The organism is uncultured Olsenella sp. (assembly GCF_959602185.1).
GTDB classification, from domain to species: Bacteria; Actinomycetota; Coriobacteriia; order Coriobacteriales; family Atopobiaceae; genus Olsenella_I; species Olsenella_I phocaeensis.
This window is the reverse complement of record NZ_CAUGRZ010000003.1, coordinates 192203-212126: the sequence shown is the minus strand read 5'-3', so window position 1 is coordinate 212126 and position 19924 is coordinate 192203. Positions and strand designations below refer to the sequence as shown.

At 66.9% G+C, this 19924-nt stretch carries 17 protein-coding genes, 1 tRNA gene, 1 other RNA gene and 1 pseudogene; 18 read left to right on the top strand and 2 right to left on the bottom strand.

Annotated elements, in window-relative coordinates; genetic code table 11:
• The 18 genes from pgi to Q5923_RS03760 form a co-directional block, all read left to right on the top strand.
• Positions 1-1060: glucose-6-phosphate isomerase (gene pgi, locus Q5923_RS03845; RefSeq protein WP_303132257.1), on the top strand; the 1060-nt coding region annotated here is incomplete at its 5' end.
• A 239-nt stretch (positions 1061-1299) separates the two neighbouring features.
• The gene (locus Q5923_RS03840; RefSeq protein ID WP_303132255.1) at positions 1300-3612 is read left to right on the top strand and encodes a C69 family dipeptidase; all 2313 of its coding nucleotides are present in this window, start codon (positions 1300-1302) and stop codon (positions 3610-3612) included.
• A gap of 457 nt (positions 3613-4069) precedes the next feature.
• Complete coding sequence (locus tag Q5923_RS03835) at positions 4070-4909, top strand: BspA family leucine-rich repeat surface protein (protein ID WP_303132253.1); 840 nt, start codon at positions 4070-4072, stop codon at positions 4907-4909.
• A 147-nt stretch (positions 4910-5056) separates the two neighbouring features.
• Positions 5057-5458 carry a hypothetical protein gene (locus Q5923_RS03830; protein WP_009278332.1) on the top strand — a complete coding sequence of 134 codons (402 nt, stop codon included), beginning with the start codon at positions 5057-5059 and terminating at the stop codon, positions 5456-5458.
• A gap of 133 nt (positions 5459-5591) precedes the next feature.
• Positions 5592-5687, top strand: an RNA gene (gene ffs / locus Q5923_RS03825) — signal recognition particle sRNA small type.
• A 124-nt stretch (positions 5688-5811) separates the two neighbouring features.
• Positions 5812-6480 (top strand): DedA family protein, encoded by a 669-nt coding sequence (locus Q5923_RS03820; RefSeq protein WP_303132250.1) that lies wholly within the window; start codon positions 5812-5814, stop codon positions 6478-6480.
• A gap of 138 nt (positions 6481-6618) precedes the next feature.
• The gene (locus tag Q5923_RS03815; RefSeq protein WP_303132248.1) at positions 6619-9081 is read left to right on the top strand and encodes a glycoside hydrolase family 3 C-terminal domain-containing protein; all 2463 of its coding nucleotides are present in this window, start codon (positions 6619-6621) and stop codon (positions 9079-9081) included.
• Positions 9082-9153: 72 nt separating this feature from the next.
• Complete coding sequence (locus Q5923_RS03810; RefSeq protein WP_303132260.1) at positions 9154-9645, top strand: GtrA family protein; 492 nt, start codon at positions 9154-9156, stop codon at positions 9643-9645.
• Between the two features lie 458 nt (positions 9646-10103).
• Positions 10104-12524: a DNA polymerase III subunit gamma/tau gene (dnaX, locus tag Q5923_RS03805; protein ID WP_303132246.1), complete on the top strand. Its 2421-nt coding sequence runs from the start codon at positions 10104-10106 to the stop codon at positions 12522-12524.
• A gap of 126 nt (positions 12525-12650) precedes the next feature.
• Positions 12651-12959, top strand: coding sequence for a YbaB/EbfC family nucleoid-associated protein (locus tag Q5923_RS03800; RefSeq protein ID WP_009278337.1), 309 nt, complete (start codon positions 12651-12653; stop codon positions 12957-12959).
• Positions 12960-12961: 2 nt separating this feature from the next.
• A complete protein-coding gene (gene recR / locus Q5923_RS03795) occupies positions 12962-13570 on the top strand; it encodes a recombination mediator RecR (protein ID WP_009278338.1) in 609 nt (202 codons plus the stop codon).
• A 55-nt stretch (positions 13571-13625) separates the two neighbouring features.
• Positions 13626-14468, top strand: coding sequence for a hypothetical protein (locus Q5923_RS03790; RefSeq protein WP_009278339.1), 843 nt, complete (start codon positions 13626-13628; stop codon positions 14466-14468).
• Between the two features lie 157 nt (positions 14469-14625).
• Positions 14626-14702: transfer RNA gene (locus Q5923_RS03785), tRNA-Asp, on the top strand.
• A gap of 244 nt (positions 14703-14946) precedes the next feature.
• Positions 14947-15645 (top strand): HAD family phosphatase, encoded by a 699-nt coding sequence (locus tag Q5923_RS03780; protein ID WP_303132243.1) that lies wholly within the window; start codon positions 14947-14949, stop codon positions 15643-15645.
• Between the two features lie 47 nt (positions 15646-15692).
• Positions 15693-16175, top strand: coding sequence for an Rrf2 family transcriptional regulator (locus Q5923_RS03775; protein WP_062531571.1), 483 nt, complete (start codon positions 15693-15695; stop codon positions 16173-16175).
• Entirely contained in the window at positions 16165-17070 is a 906-nt protein-coding gene (locus Q5923_RS03770; protein WP_303132240.1) for an adenine glycosylase, read from the top strand. Before Q5923_RS03775 ends, Q5923_RS03770 begins: the two co-directional genes overlap by 11 nt.
• Positions 17071-17157: 87 nt before the next feature.
• Positions 17158-17703: a rubrerythrin gene (gene rbr, locus Q5923_RS03765; protein WP_009278343.1), complete on the top strand. Its 546-nt coding sequence runs from the start codon at positions 17158-17160 to the stop codon at positions 17701-17703.
• A 182-nt stretch (positions 17704-17885) separates the two neighbouring features.
• Entirely contained in the window at positions 17886-18737 is an 852-nt protein-coding gene (locus Q5923_RS03760; protein ID WP_009278344.1) for a PLP-dependent transferase, read from the top strand.
• 128 nt (positions 18738-18865) lie between these two features.
• On the opposite strand, the pseudogene Q5923_RS09555 reads toward Q5923_RS03760, so the two are convergent.
• Together Q5923_RS09555 and nth are read right to left on the bottom strand one after the other, a co-directional pair.
• A pseudogene (locus Q5923_RS09555) lies at positions 18866-19138 on the bottom strand (DUF6485 family protein); the annotation flags it as partial.
• 51 nt (positions 19139-19189) lie between these two features.
• A complete protein-coding gene (gene nth, locus Q5923_RS03755; RefSeq protein WP_303132236.1) occupies positions 19190-19882 on the bottom strand; it encodes an endonuclease III in 693 nt (230 codons plus the stop codon).
• Positions 19883-19924 lie beyond the last annotated feature (42 nt).

Sequence of the window (19924 nt, the reverse complement as noted above, 5' to 3'; positions counted from 1 at the left end):
CATCGTCTCCAAGACCTTCACCACGCTCGAGACCCTCACCAACGCCCGCGAGGTCCGCACGTGGATGCTCGACGCCCTCAAGGCGGCCGGCGCCGTCGATGGCTCCGCCGAGCAGGACGCCGAGGCGATCAAGAAGCACTTCGTCGCCGTGTCCACCGCGCTCGACCTCGTCGCCGACTTCGGGATCGATCCCGAGAACGCCTTCGGTTTCTGGAGCTGGGTCGGTGGCCGCTACTCCGTCGACTCCGCCGTGGGCCTCTCGCTGATCGTCGTGCTCGGCCCCGAGCGCTTCGCTGAGTTCCTCGCCGGCTTCCGTGCGATCGACGAGTATTTCGGGCAGACCCCACTCGAGGAGAACGTCGTCGCGCTCATGGGCCTCATGAACGTCTGGTACGTCAACTTCTTCGGCGCCCCGACGCACGCCGTGCTGCCGTACTGCCAGTACCTGCACCGCTTCCCGGCCTACCTGCAGCAGCTCACCATGGAGTCCAACGGCAAGGGCGTGCGCTGGGACGGGAGCCCCGTCACCTCCGACACTGGCGAGATCTTCTGGGGCGAGCCGGGAACCAACGGCCAGCACGCCTTCTACCAGCTCATCCACCAGGGCACCCGCATGATTCCGGCGGACTTCATCGCCTTCGCCAACACCCCCAACCCCACCAAGGACGGGGACCAGGACGTGCACGAGCTCTTCCTGGGCAACTTCCTCGCGCAGACCAAGGCACTCGCATTTGGCAAGACGGCCGAGGAGGTGCGCGCCGAGGGCACGCCCGAAGAGATCGTGCCCGCCCGCTGCTTCACGGGCAACCGTCCCACGACCTCGATCTTCGGAGAGGCGCTGACGCCGCACGCACTGGGCGAGCTCATCGCCCTGTACGAGCACATCACCTTCGTCGAGGGGACGGTCTGGGGCATCGACTCCTTCGACCAGTGGGGCGTCGAGCTGGGCAAGCAGCTCGCCAAGCAGATCACGCCCGCCTTCCACGACGACGAGGCGCTCCAGGGCCAGGACGCCAGCACCAAGGCGCTCATCGCCTACTATCGCGCTCATAGGAAGTAGTAGCCCAGCGAGGGCGTCCCTCTCGCCTCCATGTCCGATGGTGAGAGGGCGCCCCTTCATATTCGCAGGGTCCTCCCTTGGCCCGCCGGCACACGTCCGGCGGGCTTTTTTGTCCCTTCAGCAGGAGAAGCAAATCGTTAATGACTGTTTCAGCTTTGTTTCGTTTACGCTGCGGAAGAGTGGTCTAGTTGGTTGGTCCCTGGCCTGTCGGGGGACCGCTGAAGAAGGGAGCCGCGCTCATGCACAGGAGCAACCTGCTCAAGAGGTTCGCCGTGGCTTCGATGGCAGCCGCCTCGATTGCCATGGCGACGCCGGTCCAGGCACTGGCGTGCACTCAGGTCTACATCGGTCCCAAGCTCACCGCCTCGGGTGACGTGCTGTACGGCCGCGCAGAAGACTATGCGTCGCGCCACGTGAAGATTTTCGGGGTCCAGGAAGCCACCGATGGCAAGACCTACACCTCGGAAGAGAGTGCCTTCAATCGGACGGTGGGGAAGACCTACCGCTACACCTTCGTGCGCGATGCCCAGGCGGACTGGGGAGAGCTGGCACCACCCTATGCCGAAGCAGGCATCAACGAGAAGGGCGTGACCTGCTCCGCCACGCTCACCACCGACTTCAACAGCAAGGTCGAAGCGGTCGATCCAAAGACGAAAGAGGGCCTGGGCGAGTACAACATCGCGGACGTCGTGCTCGGTGAGGCCGCCACTGCCCGTGAGGGAGTGGAGATACTCGGCGACGTCATGGACAAGTACGGCGCCCAGGACTGCAACCAGATCTGGGTGGGCGACGCCAACGAGGTCTGGAACTTCCAGCAGCTCTCGGGACACCAGTGGATCGCCATCAAGATCTCTGACGACGTTGCTTCAATCAATCCCAACATGGGCAACCTGCAGTTCAAGGTCGACCTGGCCGACAAGAGCGTATGTCTGCATTCGGAGGGCCTCGAGGAGACCGCAAAGAAGGCCGGCACCTACGTGACCTTCGCGGACGGTGGCATGGACGTCGCCAGCTCCTACGGCGAGACCGAGTCTGGCGCGGGTCAGAACACGCGCTATGCACAGGGTCGCTCCTACTTCGGCAATCCCCTCACCGACGGTACCTTCGAGGTCGATACCTCCGGCAGGGTGAGCGGTGTCAGCCCCGAGGCACGTCTCCTCTTCTTTACTCCTGGTCGCAGTGACTACTCCCTCTATGACGCACAGCGTTCCCTTGCGGCCCGCGGCGAGGGCACGCAGTTCAACGCCAACGAGAACAGCAAGCTCTATGCCATTGGGAACAACCGGACAATCGAGTCCCACATCTTCCAGACTCGCAGGGGGATGAGCCCAGATATCGCCACCATCCAGTGGGAGGCTCTCTCTCGCACGGAGTTCAGCGTCTACCTGCCCAGCTACTCGGCGCTTCTCACCGAGGTTCCGGGAATCTATGACAACTTCGAGACCATCAATTTGAGCCATGTGGGGAAGAAGGAGTCCATCGACAGCGTCGAGACCGCTCTTACTGATGCGGACGACGACACCATGGACTACGTCATGATGGACATCAACACCCTGACGTACAACAACCGCAAGGCCTGCGCCGCCGGCGTCGCCGACTACCTCAAGGTCGTCCAGACCCAGATCAACGACCAGCACGGCATCGTCGACGAGTACATGCGGTCCCTTCCCGAGGGCGAGCGCGGTCACTTTGCCAACGAGGCCTTCGACGTCGTCTCGACCCAAGTGTTCGAGAAGATGCAGGCGCTGCGCACGGAGCTTCGCGACTACGTCAAGGCAGGGGACTTCTCCGAGCCCTTCGAGTCTAGCGACCTCGACGGCGCACTGTCCTACGCCTCCAAGGTGATCCCTCCCGCCATCACCCAGCAGCCCACGTCTGCGAGCTACGAGCAGGGCAGCGGTGCGGTCGCGCTCTCTGTCGCGGCAGACAGCCGCACGGGCTCGCCCCTGAGCTACCAGTGGATGAAGTCAACGGACGGCAGCAACTGGAGCAACGTGGGCAGCTCCGACACCTACGTACCCCAGACCAGCACCGTCGGCGAGACCAAGTACAAGGTCGTCGTCTCCAACGCGGAGGGCCTGACCGCCGAGTCCGACGTCGTCACGGTGACCGTGAGCGAGCCCGTCGTCGAGCAGCCCGTCGGGACCATGTACCGCCTCTATAACCCCAACAGCGGTGAGCACTTCTACACTGCGAGCCTCGACGAGTGCCTCTCCGTGGTGTCTGCCGGATGGCGCTACGAGGGAACCGGCTGGTCCGCGCCCCTGAAGTCCGACACCCCGGTCTACCGCGTCTACAACCCCAACGCGGGCGACCACCACTACACCGCCAGCAAGGACGAGAGGGACGCGCTCGTGGCCCTCGGCTGGAGAGACGAGGGCATCGGCTGGTACTCCGACGACGCCCAGGGAGAGCCCCTGTTGCGCCTCTACAACCCCAACGCCACGTCTGGCTCCCACCACTACACGACGAGCCAGGGCGAGCATGACGCCCTCGTCAAGCTCGGCTGGAGGGACGAGGGCATCGGCTGGTATGGCGTGAAGGCAGGGTAGCCTCTCGCCAAGTCGTCTCTTCGGGGCGGGCCTCGCAGCTTGCGGGACCCGCCCCTGCTTGTGCGGGAAGAGCCATCCGCGACGACCGCGCGCCCTTCTCGCTCATGGAGAAATATCCACAACTGCGCGCATCAGCCCAGCGGTATTGTGTCGAGCGTTTGCCCAGGTAATATGCTCTCTGCCGGCTCCCCCACGGTTTTATATCCGGTTCGGAACTATTGAATGAACGTCAGAATCTACAACAGACAGGAGAGAGACACGGGCATGCCCCCGAATCCCGCAAGGCGGACGACAGGGCTACACATCAAGGACGTGGGCCGAGTGCTTCTGGCGTCCGTCATCGCGGCCTTCGCGCTGGCCGCTTCCATCCTCCTTTCCACGTCCGTCGTGGCGAAGACGGTCGAGGGAACCTTTGGCGAGGGCTGCTCCTACACGTTGGACGACAGGGGGGGAGCTCGTGGTCTTTCCGACCGACGGCGTCTCTGGCGTGATGGAGTCGGTCCACGCGATTCCTGAAAACGTGACCAAGAGGGTCGTCGCCATAAGCATCAGGTCCGGCGTCAAGGCACCAGAGGACTCGAGCGAGCTCCTCAACCTCAAGGGACTCAAGGTCGCGGACCTCAGCTGTCTCGACACGTCCTCGACCATCAGGCTCGCCAGCCTCTTCGAGGGTTGCTCCGAGCTGCTCTCGGTCGAGCTGGGCGGCATTGACACCTCCAAGGTTCAAAGTGTCGACCACATGTTCTACGCCTGCTCTTCGCTGACGTCCCTCGACCTCTCATCGCTGGACTTCAGGAGCGTGAGGGTTGCCAACGCCCTGGTCTCCGAGTGCTATGCCCTTGCCGACCTGAGGCTGCCCAAGACCTTTGGCACGGAGCTGTGGGGCATGGATGCCATGTTTGCGGGAGACTCGCGGCTTTCTGCCCTCGACCTTTCTGCGGTTGACATGGGTGCCGTGGCCGAGGCCCGGCATGTGTTCAGAGACGTCGCCGGCCTGGTCGAGTGGAAGGTGGGGAAGGGCTTCCGTCCTGCCGTGCTGGACGAGCTCCCCAGCTCCCCGGACGAGCGTGGCTGGTGGTCCGTCAAGGACTCCCGCTGGTACACGAACGACCAGATCAAGTCCCAGCGCAGCGGCATGGCCGACACCTACCGCAGCAAGGGGGAGGAGAAGCCCGTCCCCGAGGAAAAGCCGCAGGGTCAGGGCTCGACGCCCAAGAACGAGGGGGGCAAGCCCGCAGACCCGAAGCCTGCCGACCCCAAGCAGGACTCCGGCAAGCCTGCCGACCCCAAGCCCTAGGGCAAGGGCGGCGAGCAGGGCAAGACTCCCACAAAGCCCAGCAAGCCCAATAACGGTGGCGCCGCCAAGCCTAAGGCCGACCCCAAGCCCAACCAGAACCCAAAGCCGAGTCCCAAGTCCGGCAAGCAGGCCGTCCAGGCCCAGGCCATGCACCGCCTCTACAATCCCAACAGCGGTGAGCACTTCTACACCGCGAGCACAGGCGAGCGCGACGGCCTCGTGAGGGCCGGCTGGCGCTACGAGGGCGTGGCCTGGGTCGCTCCGACCAAGTCCGGCACCCCGGTCTTCCGCCTCTACAACAAGAACGCCGGCGACCACCACTACACCACGAGCAAGGCCGAGCGGGACAAGCTCGTGAGCCTTGGCTGGAGGTACGAGGGGATAGGCTGGTACTCCGACGACGCCAAGGGGCAGGCGCTCTTCCGTCTCTACAACCCCAACGCCAAGGCGGGGTCGCATCACTACACGGTCAACGCCGGGGAGCGCGACGGCCTGGTCAGGCTCGGCTGGCGCAACGAGAACGTCGGTTGGTACGGCGTCAAGGCCTAGGGCGCGCGTCCCTCTCGACTTCGAGGGCCCGGGCTGCCTTGGGTGGCCCGGGCCTCGTCGTCACGCTCGTGGCCGTTTGGTGTGAGCGGCACGCCCCACGTGCGACTTTGGTAGAGTTATCCCGCAAGCGCGTTGGGCGGGTTCGGGTGACGTCACACCTCGAACCTGGTCAGGGTCGGAAGGCAGCAGCCATAAGGGGCCTCTGGCGGGCACCCGTTCCCGCCGAGCGCGCTCCAGGGCGCTCCATGGCCACCTCGTGACCGGGAGCGCCTTTGTTATCTGGGGCGCCGTTCCCTGGCTGACATGCTGGCACCCGCTCCTGCGGGTTTGCGCCGAAGGACTGGGAGAATAGCATGGGCTTCGTAAGCTTCATCGCCGAGCTGCTGCGCGATCCGCGTGCCGCCATCGCCAGCTGGATTGCCATGGGTCCGTTCGCCGCCTACGGTTTCGTCTTCCTGATCGTCTTCATCGAGACCGGCGTGGTCTTCTTCCCCTTCCTGCCAGGTGACTCGCTCCTCTTCGCCTCGGGGTTCTTCGCCAACGGCGGCGGCTTCGACATCGTCTGGCTGTTGGGGGTCGTGTGGGCGGCGGCAATCCTGGGTGACCAGTGCAACTTCATGATCGGGCACTTCTTCGGCCGTCGCATCATCGCCTCGGGCAAGGTGAAGGCCATGACGCCGGAGCGCGTGGAGAAGACCGAGGCCTTCCTCGACAAGTGGGGGCACCTCGCCATCTTCCTGGGGCGCTTCTTCCCCTTCATCCGCACCTTCGTGCCCTTCCTGGCAGGCGTGGGCGGCATGCACTGGCGCAACTTCGTGCTGTTCAACGTGCTGGGCGGCATCACCTGGTCCACCCTCTTCACCCTGCTCGGATACTTCTTCGGCGGCATTCCCTTCGTGCAGAGGCACTTCGAGCTGCTCATCGTGGGGATTGTCCTGGTCTCGCTCGTGCCCACCGTGGTGGGCCTCGTGAGGAGCCGCATGGGCAAGGGCAGCCGCCGCGATGGTGGGCACGCGGCGTAGGGCCGCATCCGATTGCCTCGGCCGGCCATGTGGGGCGCCTGGACCTCGCCCGCCGGCATCTCGACCTACCCGCCGCGCCTTCTCCCTCCTACCGCTAAAGTCGTGGGGAGAGGGGATTCCGTTGTGCGGGGAGGTTGCGTGGGCACATCAGACGAGCTTGCTCGAAGGATCGAAGAGACGCTGGGCCGCATGACGTTGGAACAGAAGAGCGCCCTGCTCTCAGGGGGCTCCGCGTTCACCACGCGTGCAATGCCTCGATACGGCATTCCTGCCATGCAGTTCTCGGATGGCCCCCATGGCTTGCGCCTCCAGGCGGAGGGAGCCAATCACCTGGGCATAGGTGGCAGCAGGCCCGCAACGTGCTTCCCCACGGCGGCCACCGTCGCCAACAGCTGGGACCCGGGCATGGGAGAGGCCCTTGGCCGCGCCCTGGGCGAGGAGTGTCTGGCCCAGGGGGTGAACGTGGTGCTGGGACCCGGGCTCTGCATCAAGCGGAGTCCCCTCTGCGGCCGCGACTTCGAGTACTTCTCCGAGGACCCCTACCTCGCCGGCAAGATGGCTGCGGCCTACGTGCGCGGCATCCAGTCGACCGGCGTCGCCGCCTGCCCGAAGCACTTTGCCGCGAACAGCCAGGAGACGAGGCGGCAGGCGTCGGACTCCGTCCTCGACGAGCGCACCCTGCGCGAGCTCTACCTCACGGCGTTCGAGATCGTGGTGCGCGAGAGTGGCCCCAAGTGCATCATGAGCTCGTACAACCTCGTCAACGGCACCTACGCCAACGAAAGCGTCGGGCTTCTCACCGACGTCCTTCGCGGTGAGTGGGGCTTCGACGGGGCGGTGGTCACCGACTGGGGCGGCTCCAACGACCACGTCGCGGGCGTGCGCGCGGGATCGACCTTCGAGATGCCCGACCCTGGCCTCTCGCCCGTGCGGGAGCTCACTGCCGCCGTGCGAGACGGCCGCTTGGAGGAGTCGGTCGTGGACGAGCGCGTGAGGGAGGCTCTTGGCGTCATTCTGCCCACCTGCGCCGCAACCGCCTCGGCCGATGACGCCTTCGACGTCGGGGACCATCATGCCATCGCACGTGACGTCGCCGCCAACTCCATCGTGCTCCTCAAGAACGAGGCCACGGAACAAGGCGGACCCATCCTGCCCCTTGCCACGGGCACGAGGGTCGCGCTCGTCGGCGACTTCGCAAGCGTCCCTCGCTACCAGGGCGCGGGCTCGAGCCTGGTGAACCCCACCAGGCTCGATACGCTGCTCGGGTGCGTCGGGTGCTCCGGCCTCGAGCTCGTGGGCTTCGAGCCGGGGTACGAGCGCCATGGTGGCAAGGATGACGCCAAGGCCGCCGCAGCGATCGACCTCGCGCGTCGGGCCGAGGTCGTCCTGCTTTGCATGGGGCTGGACGAGCTGGTCGAGTCCGAGGGCATGGACCGTGACGACATGCGGGTCAATCAGAACCAGGTGGAGCTGCTCCGTCGGCTTTCGTCGGCGAACCCCAACGTCGTGGTGCTGCTTTCGGGTGGCGCGCCGGTCGAGTGCGACTGGGCGGACGACGCCCGCGCGCTCGCCTACCTCTGCCTGGGGGGCCAGGCCGGGGCAAGCGCGGCGCTGGACGTGGTCTGCGGTCGCGTGAACCCCTCGGGAAAGTTGTCCGAGAGCTGGGCGAGGCGCCTCGCGGACACGCCGACCGCCAAGACCTTCCCCGCAGGGGGTCACGTCGCCGCATATCGCGAGGGGCCCTACGTCGGCTACCGCTACTACCAGACCGCGGGCGTGCCCGTTGCCTTCCCCTTCGGCTACGGCCTCTCGTACACCCGCTTCGAATACTCCCGGCCCAGGGTTGCCGCGGACGTCGTGACCCTGAGCGTCACCAACGTCGGCAGACGCGCTGGTGCAGAGGTCGTGCAGCTCTACGTGTCAAAGCCGAAGCGGGAGGTGTTCCGTCCGGAGCAGGAGCTCAAGGGCTTCGCCAAGGTCTTCCTGGAACCTGGCGAGACCAAGGGCGTGACCATTGCCCTGGATGACAAGGCCTTCCGATACTTCGACGTGGGGACCGGGTCCTGGGAGATCGAGGGGGGCGTCTACGAGCTGCGCGTGGGAGCCTCCTGCGAGGACATTCGCCTGAGGGCGCAGGTCGAGCTTGCGGGAACGGGTGCCAAGAATCCCTATGAGGGCCTTGACCTGCGTTCCTACGAGACGGGTAGGGTCAAGGAGGTCACTGACGCAGAGTTCGCGGCGCTTCTTGGCCGGCCGATTCCGCAGGAGCGCGCCACCATCGATCGCAACACCTGCTTCTGCGACCTCATCCACGGGCGCAGCCCGCTCCTTTGGCTGCTCTGGTCCATTTTCAACCTCCTGCGCAGGGCGGGGGAGCGCCGCGGCGTGCCGAACCTCAACGTGCTGTTCATCTGGAACATGCCCCTGAGGGCGCTTGCCAAGAACGCCGGAGGGGTCTTCTCCATGGCCGCCGTCGACGGCCTGGTGATGGAGGCGAAGGGGTTTTGGGTCATCGGGCTGCTTCGCATGCTGGTGGGCATCGTCGCGAACATGGTTCGCAATGCGGTTCAAGCCGGTCGACTGGCAAGGGAAGTCACCTAGCGGCGCGGCCGTCGGCGAAAAGAGGAAGTAAGCTGGCGCAAGCGGAGTGGACGGACGAGAGGGGACGTGCTCATGGGCTTCGGGGAATGGACGAGGAAGAACGAGGGCCTCTGGCAGTTCATCCTGTTCAACCTGCTGTCCAATATCTCCACGGCCACGCGCTTCGCCTGCACCTGGGTGGGGACAGCGGTGTTCGCTTGCCTCACGACCGAGTTCCACTTCCTCATCTTCAACTACCCGTCTTCGGGCGGCGGACTTGGCGCCTTTGTCACCTTCCTGGTCGCCGAGGTGGCCGCCCAGGTGGTGAACTTCTTCGTCCAGATGAGGTTGGTCTTCAGGTCTGACGCGGACTTCGCACAGTCTGGTCCCAAGTACGCCGTGCTGGCCGTGCTGATCGTGGTCGTGAACCTCGTGCTTCCGGGCTACGTGCAGGACTTCTGCGTCAATTCGCTGGGTCTGTCCAGCGGGCTTGCGGCAACGGTGGCGTCGGTGGTGAACACGCTCCTTGCCGTGGTGGTGAGCTTCCCCCTGCTCAAGTTCTGGATCGCGCCGGCCGCGAGGTAGGGCCTGTGTCGCGCCGGCCGTGAGGTGGGGGCCTGTGTCGCTCGCGCCACGGGGCTGTGCCCCGAATCGCGCCGGTCGCGAGGTGCGTCATCGCATGTCCTCTTGCGCAGCACCCAAGTCATCGCGCTCCTCTCGCCCCTGCGTTCTCTATGCATTTTCCTGAAGCCGTTCGACAAAAGCCCAGGTAGATTTTGGTCGAGCTCAGGAGAAGGCATAGAGAACGGCGTGCGTTTCAGCAATCGGCATAGAGAACGACAGCAGTTTCATGAGAAGGCATAGAGAACGTCAGGAGGAGGCATAGAGAACGGGGAGGGGGCGCAAGTCGTGGACCGCCCGCGCCGCTCCGGGGCCTTCAATGCGGGCCGCTGCAGTCGGGGGCGCCCGCGCGGGCCGGGGCATACATGACCGTGCCCCCGCGCGGCTATACTTGTGGCTCGGACAAGAGGCGCGGAGGTCAGATGGAATCCCTGTATAGAAAGTATCGCCCGCAGACCTTTGCGGACGTGGTGGGGCAGCAGCATGTGGTGGGCACCCTGGAGCGCGCGGTGCTCGAGGGCAGACAGAGCCACGCCTACCTCTTCTGCGGCCCGCGCGGGACGGGCAAGACCACCATGGCCCGCCTGCTCGCCAAGGCGCTCATGTGCGAGAGGGGCGCAGGCCAGCTGCCCGATGGTAGCTGCGAGCAGTGCAGGCTCATCGCGGCCGGGGAGCATCCCGACGTTTACGAGCTCGACGCGGCCTCACGCACCGGCGTCGACAACGTGCGCGAGGAGATCATCAACAGCGTCGGCTACGCGCCGGTCCGTGGCCGCTACAAGCTCTACATCATCGACGAGGTCCACATGCTCACGACGGCGGCGTTCAACGCGCTGCTCAAGACCCTCGAGGAGCCCCCCAGCCACGTGGTCTTCGTGCTCTGCACCACCGACCCGCAGAAGATTCCCGCCACCATCCTGAGCCGCGTCCAGCGCTTCGACTTCCATGCCATCGCCCACGAGGACATCCTGCACCAGCTCCAGAAGGTGTGCCAGCAGGAGGGCTTTGGCTACGACCCGGCTGCCCTCGAGCTGGTCGTCCGTCACGCCCGTGGGGGCATGCGAGACGCGCTCTCCACCCTGGAGCAGCTCTCGGTCTTCGGCGGGGGACAGGTCTCGGCCGAGGCGGCGCGCGACCTCCTGGGCGAGGTGTCGGGTGCGCAGCTCGCGCAGACCTCGCTCGCATTGGCAAGGCGTGACGTCGCCGCGCTCTTTGGCGAGGTGGCGACTCTGGTTGACGCCGGGCGAGACCTGCTGCAGTTCTCCCGCGAGCTGGCCGCGCGACTGCGCGACTGCTATGTGGTCGCTGCCGTCGGGGCGAGGCTCGGAGTCGTCGACCTGTCGGAGGACGAGATGCGCGCTCTGGACGAGGAGGCGGCTGCCTTCGGGTCGCCGGACCGACTGTCGCGCGCGCTCGGCATCATGGGGGACGCCTCGAGGGAGATGAGGACCGCCACCAACCAGAGGCTCGTACTCGAGGTGGCGCTCACCCGGATCGCGCGGCCCAAGTCCGACCTCACGCTGGACGCGCTCGCGGACCGCATGGCCGAGCTCGAGCGGCGGGTGGCGGAGCTGACGGCGGGTGCCGTGGCCGCCCCCGTGCCGGTGGCCCCCGTCCAGGTGCCTGCGCCGACAGGCGAGAGGCCCGTGCCGACGACGCCGGCGGCCCCCGTCCGGTCGTCCGTTCCCACGGGCGAGAGGCCCGCGCAGCCAGTGCAGGCGGCTCCCGCCCAGCCCGGGATTACGAAGCTTCCCGCATCCGCCCCATCGCCCGCGGCACAGCCGGCGTCGGCCGCCGTCCCTGCCCCGGCCCAGCCAAACGTGTCGTCCAGGCCGAAGCCTGCAGCAGCGCCGGCCTCCGTTCAGGCGGCACCGACGAACCCGGAGCCCATCCCCGCGCGGCCGACGCAGGCCGCTACCCCCACTCGGCCCAGCTCGTCGACCGTGGGACTTGTGGCGCACGCCTTCCCCGCGGTCACGGATGGGGGAGAGCTCCAGCGCCGTTGGCAGCAGGTGTGCGACGGCCTTCTCGCCTCCGACCCCCCGCGCGGCTCCCTGCTCCTGCAGTCCTCCGCCCTCAAGGACGACGGCGAGGTCCTTCAGGTCAACCTGCCCAAGGGCTCCGGATTCTCGGTCAAGATGCTCGAGCGCGACGACGTCCGCTCGGTGGTCGGGACTGCCGTGGAGGAGGTCTTTGGGCACAGGAGGCTCGTCTTTGCCGAGTCCAGCCTGGTTGGTGCGGACATAGCGCGCAAGCTCCGCGCCGAGCCTCCCGCCGCAGCGCCGGCTCCCGTGCGTGCTCAGGCGCCGTCTCCCACGCCGGTGCCGGCGCCTGCCGCACCCAGCGCTCAAGCCATGCAGCTGACCTCGGCGTCCGCGATTCCCGCCCCGGCGGCGCCCTCCCGGCCCGCACGGCCGAGCTATGCGGCCCCCTGGGAAGACGAGGCCGTACCCTACGACGATGCGTCCGCCTTCGCGTATGGAGAGGACGCCGACCAGGCCCCGGCGGCCGCTTCGTCCGCACCCCTGCCGCCCCAGGGGCCAGTCTCCCAGACGGGACCCGTGGTTTCCCCGTCGGCCGTGGCGCCCGCGCAGACCGCCGGTCAGGCGGGTGCCCCCGGGTCCAGCCAGCCGAAGCCAGCGCCCAGGCGGGAGCCAGCCCCAAGCCCGGCTCCCGCAGCGGCGCCCAAGCCCAAGCCGGCTGCGGGGACCGCCCCCAGGGAGCCCAGGGAGATGTTCACCCCCGAGCAGAAAGACATCCTGGACATGCTCACCGACGTCTTCGGCGACGGCGTCTCGGCTCGCGTCGAGCGTCCCGACGGCTCTGGGGGAGCGGCGGAGTAGTTGGGGATTCGCCCCCTGCCCAGGGGAGCCCCCGCCCGACGCGGCTACCATGTGAGGGCGGCCCGAGCGCCGCGGCACGACCACGAACGGACCGCGCCCCGGCGCGCCCATGAAAGGATACGTCCCGTGAACATGCAGCAGATGATGAAGCAGGCCCAGAAGATGCAGCAGGAGCTCGCCAAGGCACAGGACCGCCTGGGCGACATCCAGGTGTCCGCCTCTGCGGGCGGCGGCATGGTCAAGGTCAGCGGAACCGCCGACATGCACATCGACTCCATCACCATCGACCCCGAGGCAATGGACCCCGAGGACGTCGAGATGCTGCAGGACAGCATCGTCGCGGCCGTGAACGAGTGCCTCTCTGCCGCGCAGTCCGCAGCGAACCAGCAGCTCTCGGGCGTGACGGGCGGCATGAGCATCCCAGGGCTGTTCTAGGCATGCCGAGAGAGGCAAACGACGGCCGGGCCCTCCAGAGGCTCCTCGACGAGCTGGGACGGCTTCCGGGCATCGGTCCCAAGTCGGCCCAGCGCATCGCCTACTACCTGCTCGAGTCCGACGCGGAGACGGCACGACGCCTCTCCGACGCGATCGTGCAGGTCAAGCACCAGGTCCACTTCTGCCCCATCTGCTTCAGCTACGCGACGCGCGACACCTGTGACGTCTGCTCCGACGGCTCGCGCGACCGCGCGAGCATCTGCGTGGTGAGCGAGCCCCGCGACGTCACCGCCATCGAGAAGACCGGCGTCTACCATGGCCTCTACCACGTGCTGGGGGGTGTCATCTCTCCCATGGACAAGGTCGGCCCGGACCAGCTGCACGTGAAGGAGCTCCTCCAGCGCCTAGCCGACGACTCCGTCAGCGAGGTGATCCTGGCCACCAACCCGGACGTGGAGGGCGAGACGACCGCCACCTACCTCTCGCGCGTCATACGCCCGCTGGGGGTCGAGGTCTCGCGCCTCGCGAGCGGCCTGCCCGTGGGCGGCGACCTCGAATACGCCGACGAGGTGACCCTTGGGCGGGCCATTGAGGCCCGCCGGGTGCTGTAGCGACAACTTGCGGCACCGGTGCGCTACGATGCACGCCAGAGCGAGGAGGTCTGTCATGTCACAACACACGAGCGGGGCCGCCCCCCGTCACGGTAAGCACTCTGCCGGCAACGCCCAGCCCGCAGCGCGTCGCTACGTCCCCCGCGACGGCTATGAGCTGGAGCCCGACTCCGCCAGCGCCGAGCAGGACGCCCCGCGCCCCATTGGCGTGGACCCCGCCCAGACGGGCTCCTTCCAGCGCATATCCGCTGGGCAGGGGGCGACGGTCGAGACGAGGCAGAACGTCTCCAAGATCTCGGCAGATTCCACCTCGTCGTGGACGCGCATAGGCCTGGGCGACGAGATGCGCCTGCAGGGCTCACACAAGCCCTCGGTCCAAAGGCGAGAGGCACGCTACAAGACCAGCCGCAAGCTCTTCGTGGGCCTCGGGGTGGCCGTCGCCGTGGTGCTCGCCCTGGGCGGCTTCCTCTTCTGGAGGGCCCTCTCGTCCTCCAGGAGCGCGGCGACGCGGCAGGAGCAGGCGCAGGGCCAGACCCAGGCGGACGGGACGATCACCAACCGCGGGACGACCTTTGCCCTGCGCAAGCAGAGCAGCGGCAAGTACGCGCTGGTGAGCTGGCCTGAGGGCGGGAGCTCCCAGACGGTCTACTTCGAGCTCGACGGGGTACCTGTCCAGCTGGTCCTCTACAACGGCGCCCTGATCGTGCCCGAGAACCTCGACGGCAGCTGGGACCTCCTTGCCTACCAGATTGGGGGCGGATCGGTCGAGACCCAGGTGACCGATGCCGACGGCAACGCGGTGAGGGGCGAGGGATCCATAGAGTCGGTGGAGCTCCAGGGGAGCAGCCTGAGGCTCCACACGAGTGACGGCAGGCTGGTGGTCGTCCCCCTGGGCTAGTGCACCGAACGCCGATGCGGGCGCATGTCGGTGATGCCCCGAAGGAGGCGCCAAAACAGGTAAGGCTTGTGCATGAATGGTGGAGGGAACTTTTTTCACAGGGCCACTGGACAAGGCGAAGCGCTTCTGTGTAGAATAGCTCCCGCACCTGGTGAACGGGGTATTAGCTCAGCTGGTTAGAGCGCCGGCCTGTCACGTCGGAGGTCGCGGGTTCAAGTCCCGCATATCCCGCCATTTGCGACTTCAAGCCCCGGTCTCCGGGGCTTTTTTCTTATGGGAGAAGGGCGGCAAGGGCTGGCCCCGGCTGCACGGTCCGTGGCCATGCGCACGGGGCCACGGACCGTCGGACCCACCGTCCCTCTCGCCTCGTCCCGCAGCCGTGGGGCGGGGGACAAAAATTGGCACTTATGTCATACAATTAGAGGGCTTTGGTGCCGGGGCCGACGGGCCCCTGACCGTCTATTGGGGGCTGGCTCTGGTGGCTGCAGGTGAAAGGCGACAGGACGACGAGTTGGTGAGGCTGGCCGTCTTCGACTTCGACGGTACCTCGATTAGCGGGCAGTCGGGCTCGCTCTTCTCGCGCTACCTCTTCGCCCGTGGCTACCTCTCGATCTCGCAGGCTCTGCGCCTGGGCTGGTGGGGGGCACGCTACGTGCTCCATCTCCCGCAGCGCCAGGAGGAGGCCCGGGAGGTCATCTTCGACGCCCTCGACGAGCGGAGTCCTGAGGAGATATCTGCCCTGATGCGCTCCTTCCACGACGAGGTCCTACTGCCGCGCTACCGTCCCGCAGCCATGGCCGAGGTGCGGAAGTGCAAGGACGAGGGCTGCGTCACGTTGCTCGTCTCGGCCACCTTCCTGGACATCGCCCGCGAGGCGGCGGACCACCTGGGCGTCGATGGCCTCGTCGCCACGGACATGCAGGTGGACGCCCAAGGTCGTTATACGGGCCAGGTCGCGGGCCCTGTCATAGCGGGGCCCGAGAAGACCCGCGCCGTGGAGCGATGGGCAGACGAGCACGTGGGGTCGGGCAGGTGGGTCATCGCCTATGCGTACGGGGACCACCACTCCGACGAGGACCTGCTCTCCGCCTCTCAGAAGCCCTACGCGGTGAGCCCGGGCAAGACGCTGAAGCATGCGGCCAAGCGCCGCGACTGGGAGGTGCTCGACTGGAAGTAGGCCGCGCGCGATGGGGACGCCGCGAGGCTCGCAGGGGAGGTACACAGGTGGATATTTCACGGAAGACCGATTACGCGCTGCGCATGCTCTCCGAGCTGGTGCGCGCGGATGGCGACATCGTCTCGGTTCGGGTCGCAGCCGAGAACAACAGCGTGCCCTACTCGTTCGCCCGCTCGATCCAGCACGACCTCGTGCGTGCCGGAATCATAGACAGCACGCGTGGCTCGCATGGGGGCATGCGCCTCGCGGTCGATCCCAAGGCGACCACGGTGCGCACGGTGGTTGAGGCCATCCAGGGGCCGATCCAGGTCTCGAGCTGCGACACCAACGGGGACGACGGCGGACCCTGTCCCTTCATGCCGTCCTGCCACTTCAACCCGATCTGGTGCGAGGCGGAGCGCATCCTGCGCGACTACTTCTCCTCGGTGACCCTCTATGAGGTCGTCGCCGAGCACAAGCACCCCGTGCTGGCGGGGGGCCAGGGCTTCGAGGTCGTGGGTCCCAGGGTCCTGGCTTCCGATGACGAGTAGCGCCGCCCGCCTGGAGTGGGAGGGCGAGCTCGGTGACGGGCTCGCCTCGTTCAGGGAGCGGGTCAGGGCGAGGGGGGCCGAGCTGTACCGCGACCTGCCCTGGCGTCGCACCCGCGACCCCTACCAGATCTGGGTCTCTGAGGTCATGCTCCAGCAGACGCAGGTGAGCCGCGTGGACGGTCGCTGGCAGTGCTGGTGCGAGCGCTTCCCGACCCCCGACGCGCTTGCTGCCTCGAGCTCGGTCGACGTGCTGGAGGAGTGGCAGGGCATGGGCTACAATCGGCGCGCTCTCTCGCTCTGGCGTGCCGCTCAGGCCGTGAGCGACGCCGGTGGAGAGATGCCGCGCTCGTACGCGGAGCTCGTGGCGCTGCCTGGCATAGGTCCGGCGACCGCGGCGGGCATCAGGGCCTTCGCCTTCGACCTTCCAGGCGTCTACCTCGAGACCAACGTGCGCTCGGTCTTCCTGCACGAGCTCCTCGCAGAGGAGGTGGGGGTGCGAGACCGGGACCTCGTCCCATTGGTGGAGGCGTGCTGCCCCCCGGACGCCTCGCTTCCCGACGACTCGCCACGCAGCTGGTACTACGCCCTCCTGGACTACGGCGCCCATCTCAAGCGGGTCCTTCCCAACCCCTCGCGTCGGTCGGCGGCTCACGTGCGGCAGTCCAGATTCGAGGGATCGCACCGCCAGAAGCGCGCCGAGCTCGTGCGCATCCTGCTGGCTCATGCCGACGACCATGCGGTCGGAGTTGGATGCGGGGTGCTGGCCGAAGAGCTGAGCCGCGTCGAGTCGGAGGCCGGCAGGGCCGAGCTGGCCCAAGGCGAGGTGCTCGAGCTCCTCGAAGAGCTCGAGCGAGAGGGCTTTTGCCATAGTTCAGGGGACATTTGGCACGTCTGAGTGCTACCATCAAAGCAGTCGCCTATCGCGGCTGCTTTGAGACGTCGTGCGGGAGGGGCCCGCACGCATCTTCGGAGAGGAGTTCACATGGCAGTTGACTTCGAGAGCTCGCAGACCAAGAAGAACCTCGAGAGTGCGTTTGCCGGCGAGAGCCAGGCTCACACCAAGTACGAGTACTACGCCAGCAAGGCCAAGAAGGAGGGCTACGTCCAGATCTCGAACATCTTCACCGAGACCTCCGGCAACGAGAAGGAGCATGCCAAGCTCTGGTTCAAGTACCTCCACGAGGGGGACGTCCCCGACACCGTGACCAACCTCAAGGATGCCGCCGCCGGCGAGAACTACGAGTGGACCGACATGTACGAGGGCTTCGCGAAGACCGCCGAGGAGGAGGGCTTCAAGGAGATCGCCGCCAAGTTCAAGATGGTCGGCGCCGTCGAGAAGGCCCATGAGGAGCGCTACAACAAGCTTGTCGAGCGCGTCGAGAAGGGCGAGGTCTTCGACCGTCCGGGCGTCAAGGTCTGGAAGTGCCTGAACTGCGGCCACCTGCACGTCGGCGCCACCGCACCCAAGGTCTGCCCCGTCTGCAACCACCCGCAGAGCTACTTCGAGGAGCAGTCCGTCAACTACTAAGGACGCGGCCTCGTCGGCATCGTGTCGCGACAGCTTTCAAAGGGCCCGTCTCCCATCGGGGGACGGGCCCTTTCCTTGTAGGTGGCTGCGCCGAGGGCGTGGGCGTCATGTGGAAAAGCCTCCACGTCCCATGCCCGCGCGCTTCGAGACTCCCCGGCCCTGGGGGCGAGGGCGGAGCCTCCGTGCTTCCGCGACGATTCTGGCCGTCGATTTCCCGCAGGTCGTGCGACTCCCTCTTCTCTCCCGCTCTCGTCGATGCGGCCTCCTCGCTGTCCGAGCCCCTACCGGTCTTCGTGGACAACACCTTCGCGACCCCCTATCTCTACCGGTCTGCAGAGGACGGTGCCGCGGTGGTGATCGAGTCGCTCACCAAGTGGATCGGCGGTCACGGCGCGACGCTGGGCGGTGCGGTCGTGGATACGGGACGCTTCGACTGGAGCTCGACACCGCACAAGTTTGCCACGCTTACCGACCCCGATCCCTCCTACCATGGCGTGGTCTTCGCGGACGCCGCCCCTGCCGCCCCCTTCTCGACCCGTGTGCTGGCCAACAAGCTGCGAGACTTCGGGCCGACCCTCTCGCCCTACGCGGCGCAGCTCATCGGCATTGGCATCGAGACGCTCTCCCTGCGCGTCGAGCGCCACAGCCAGAACGCCCTCGCGGTGGCGCGCTTCTTGGAGGGGCACCCCAAGGTCTCTTGGGTGCGTTATTCGGGTCTCGAGGGCGACCCCAGCCACGAGACGGCCTCGCGCCTGCTGCACGGCGGCTTTGGCGGTGCGCTGGTCTTCGGTGTCAAGGGCGGCCGCGAGGCGGGGCTAAGGGTGGTGGACAACGTGAGGCTGTTCACGCACCTCGCCAACGTGGGCGACGCCAAGTCGCTGATCATCCATCCCGCGTCGACCACCCATTCGCAGCTCAGCGCCGAGCAGCTGAAGGCGGCGCACCTCTCGGAGGACCTCGTCCGCCTCTCGGTGGGCATCGAGAACGTGGACGACATCATCGCAGACCTCGACCAAGCGCTCGCTGCGGCATAAGGCCTCCCTCTGGGCGAGAGGGGCGTCTCACGAGATGATTCGAGGCCCTCGGACCGGCAGCGACCCGCCGGCCCGGGAGTCCTTTGGCGCATGCGGACGTCTTATCTTGAAGGGCTGCGCCTGCGCGCCTAGCCCTCCGCGTGCGCGGCCTCGAACTCCGCCGCCACCCTCGCGCAGCGCTCGCGCTCCTCGGGGCTCCGTGGATGTCCCGCCACGAAGCGCGCGAAGCCCTCGACGGAGAAGTCGTCCCAGCCCTCAATCGAGCCCAGGTTCTTGAAGATGCAGGTGGGAACCTCGCCCAGTGCCAGGTTCTTCCTGATGCAGGCATCGCAGCCAAGGCCGCGAGCGAGGTTCTTGGGATTGTTGGGGTTGTGGGGGCAGCGGATGTCCCCACAACTGCAGAAGTGCCCCTTGGCTCCTCCGCCATGGCGTCTCCCTCCCTATGGCTGATGCTAGCTACTCCGACGGCGTGGCCTGGCGTTGGGCTTGCCGTTTGCCTTGAAGGCGCTAGGGCAGAGGTCGACCAGGGCGCAGGCGTCGCACTTGGGGCGCTGCGAGGTGCAGGTCTCGCGTCCGAAGTGGATCCACTGCTCGTTGACGGGCCCCCAGAGTTCGCGGGGCAGCACGTCGAGCAGCTGCGGCTCGGCCTGTGCGGGGGTCGGCGCGTCGACCAGCCTGAGCCGGGAGGCGATGCGGTACACGTGGGTGTCCACGGCGATGCCGTCCACCACGCCGAAGGCCTTGTTGAGCACGATGTTGGCCGTCTTGCGCCCCACGCCGGGGAGCGTCACGAGCTCCTCCATCGTGCCTGGCACCTCGCCGCCGAAGCTGGCGACGATTGCCTGGGCGCACTCCACGCAGTGGCGGGCCTTGGTGTGGTAGAAGCCCAGGGAGTGAATCACGTCCTCCACCTCGAGGACCTCCGCCGCCGCCATGGCCTCAGGCGTGGGCCAGCGGCGGAAGAGCTCGGGCGTCACCTTGTTCACGGCCACGTCCGTCGTCTGGGCCGAGAGCAGAACGCAGATCACCAGCGTGAAGGGGCCGTCGAAGTCCAGGGCGCTCCTCACGTCGGGGTACAGATCTCCCATGCGGCGGCAGACCTCGATGCCGCGCTCGCGCTTGGAGCGCTTCGACTCACGGGGCATGTTCCTCTCCCTTCGCCTTGCTAAGCGCATTCTAGGCGAGAG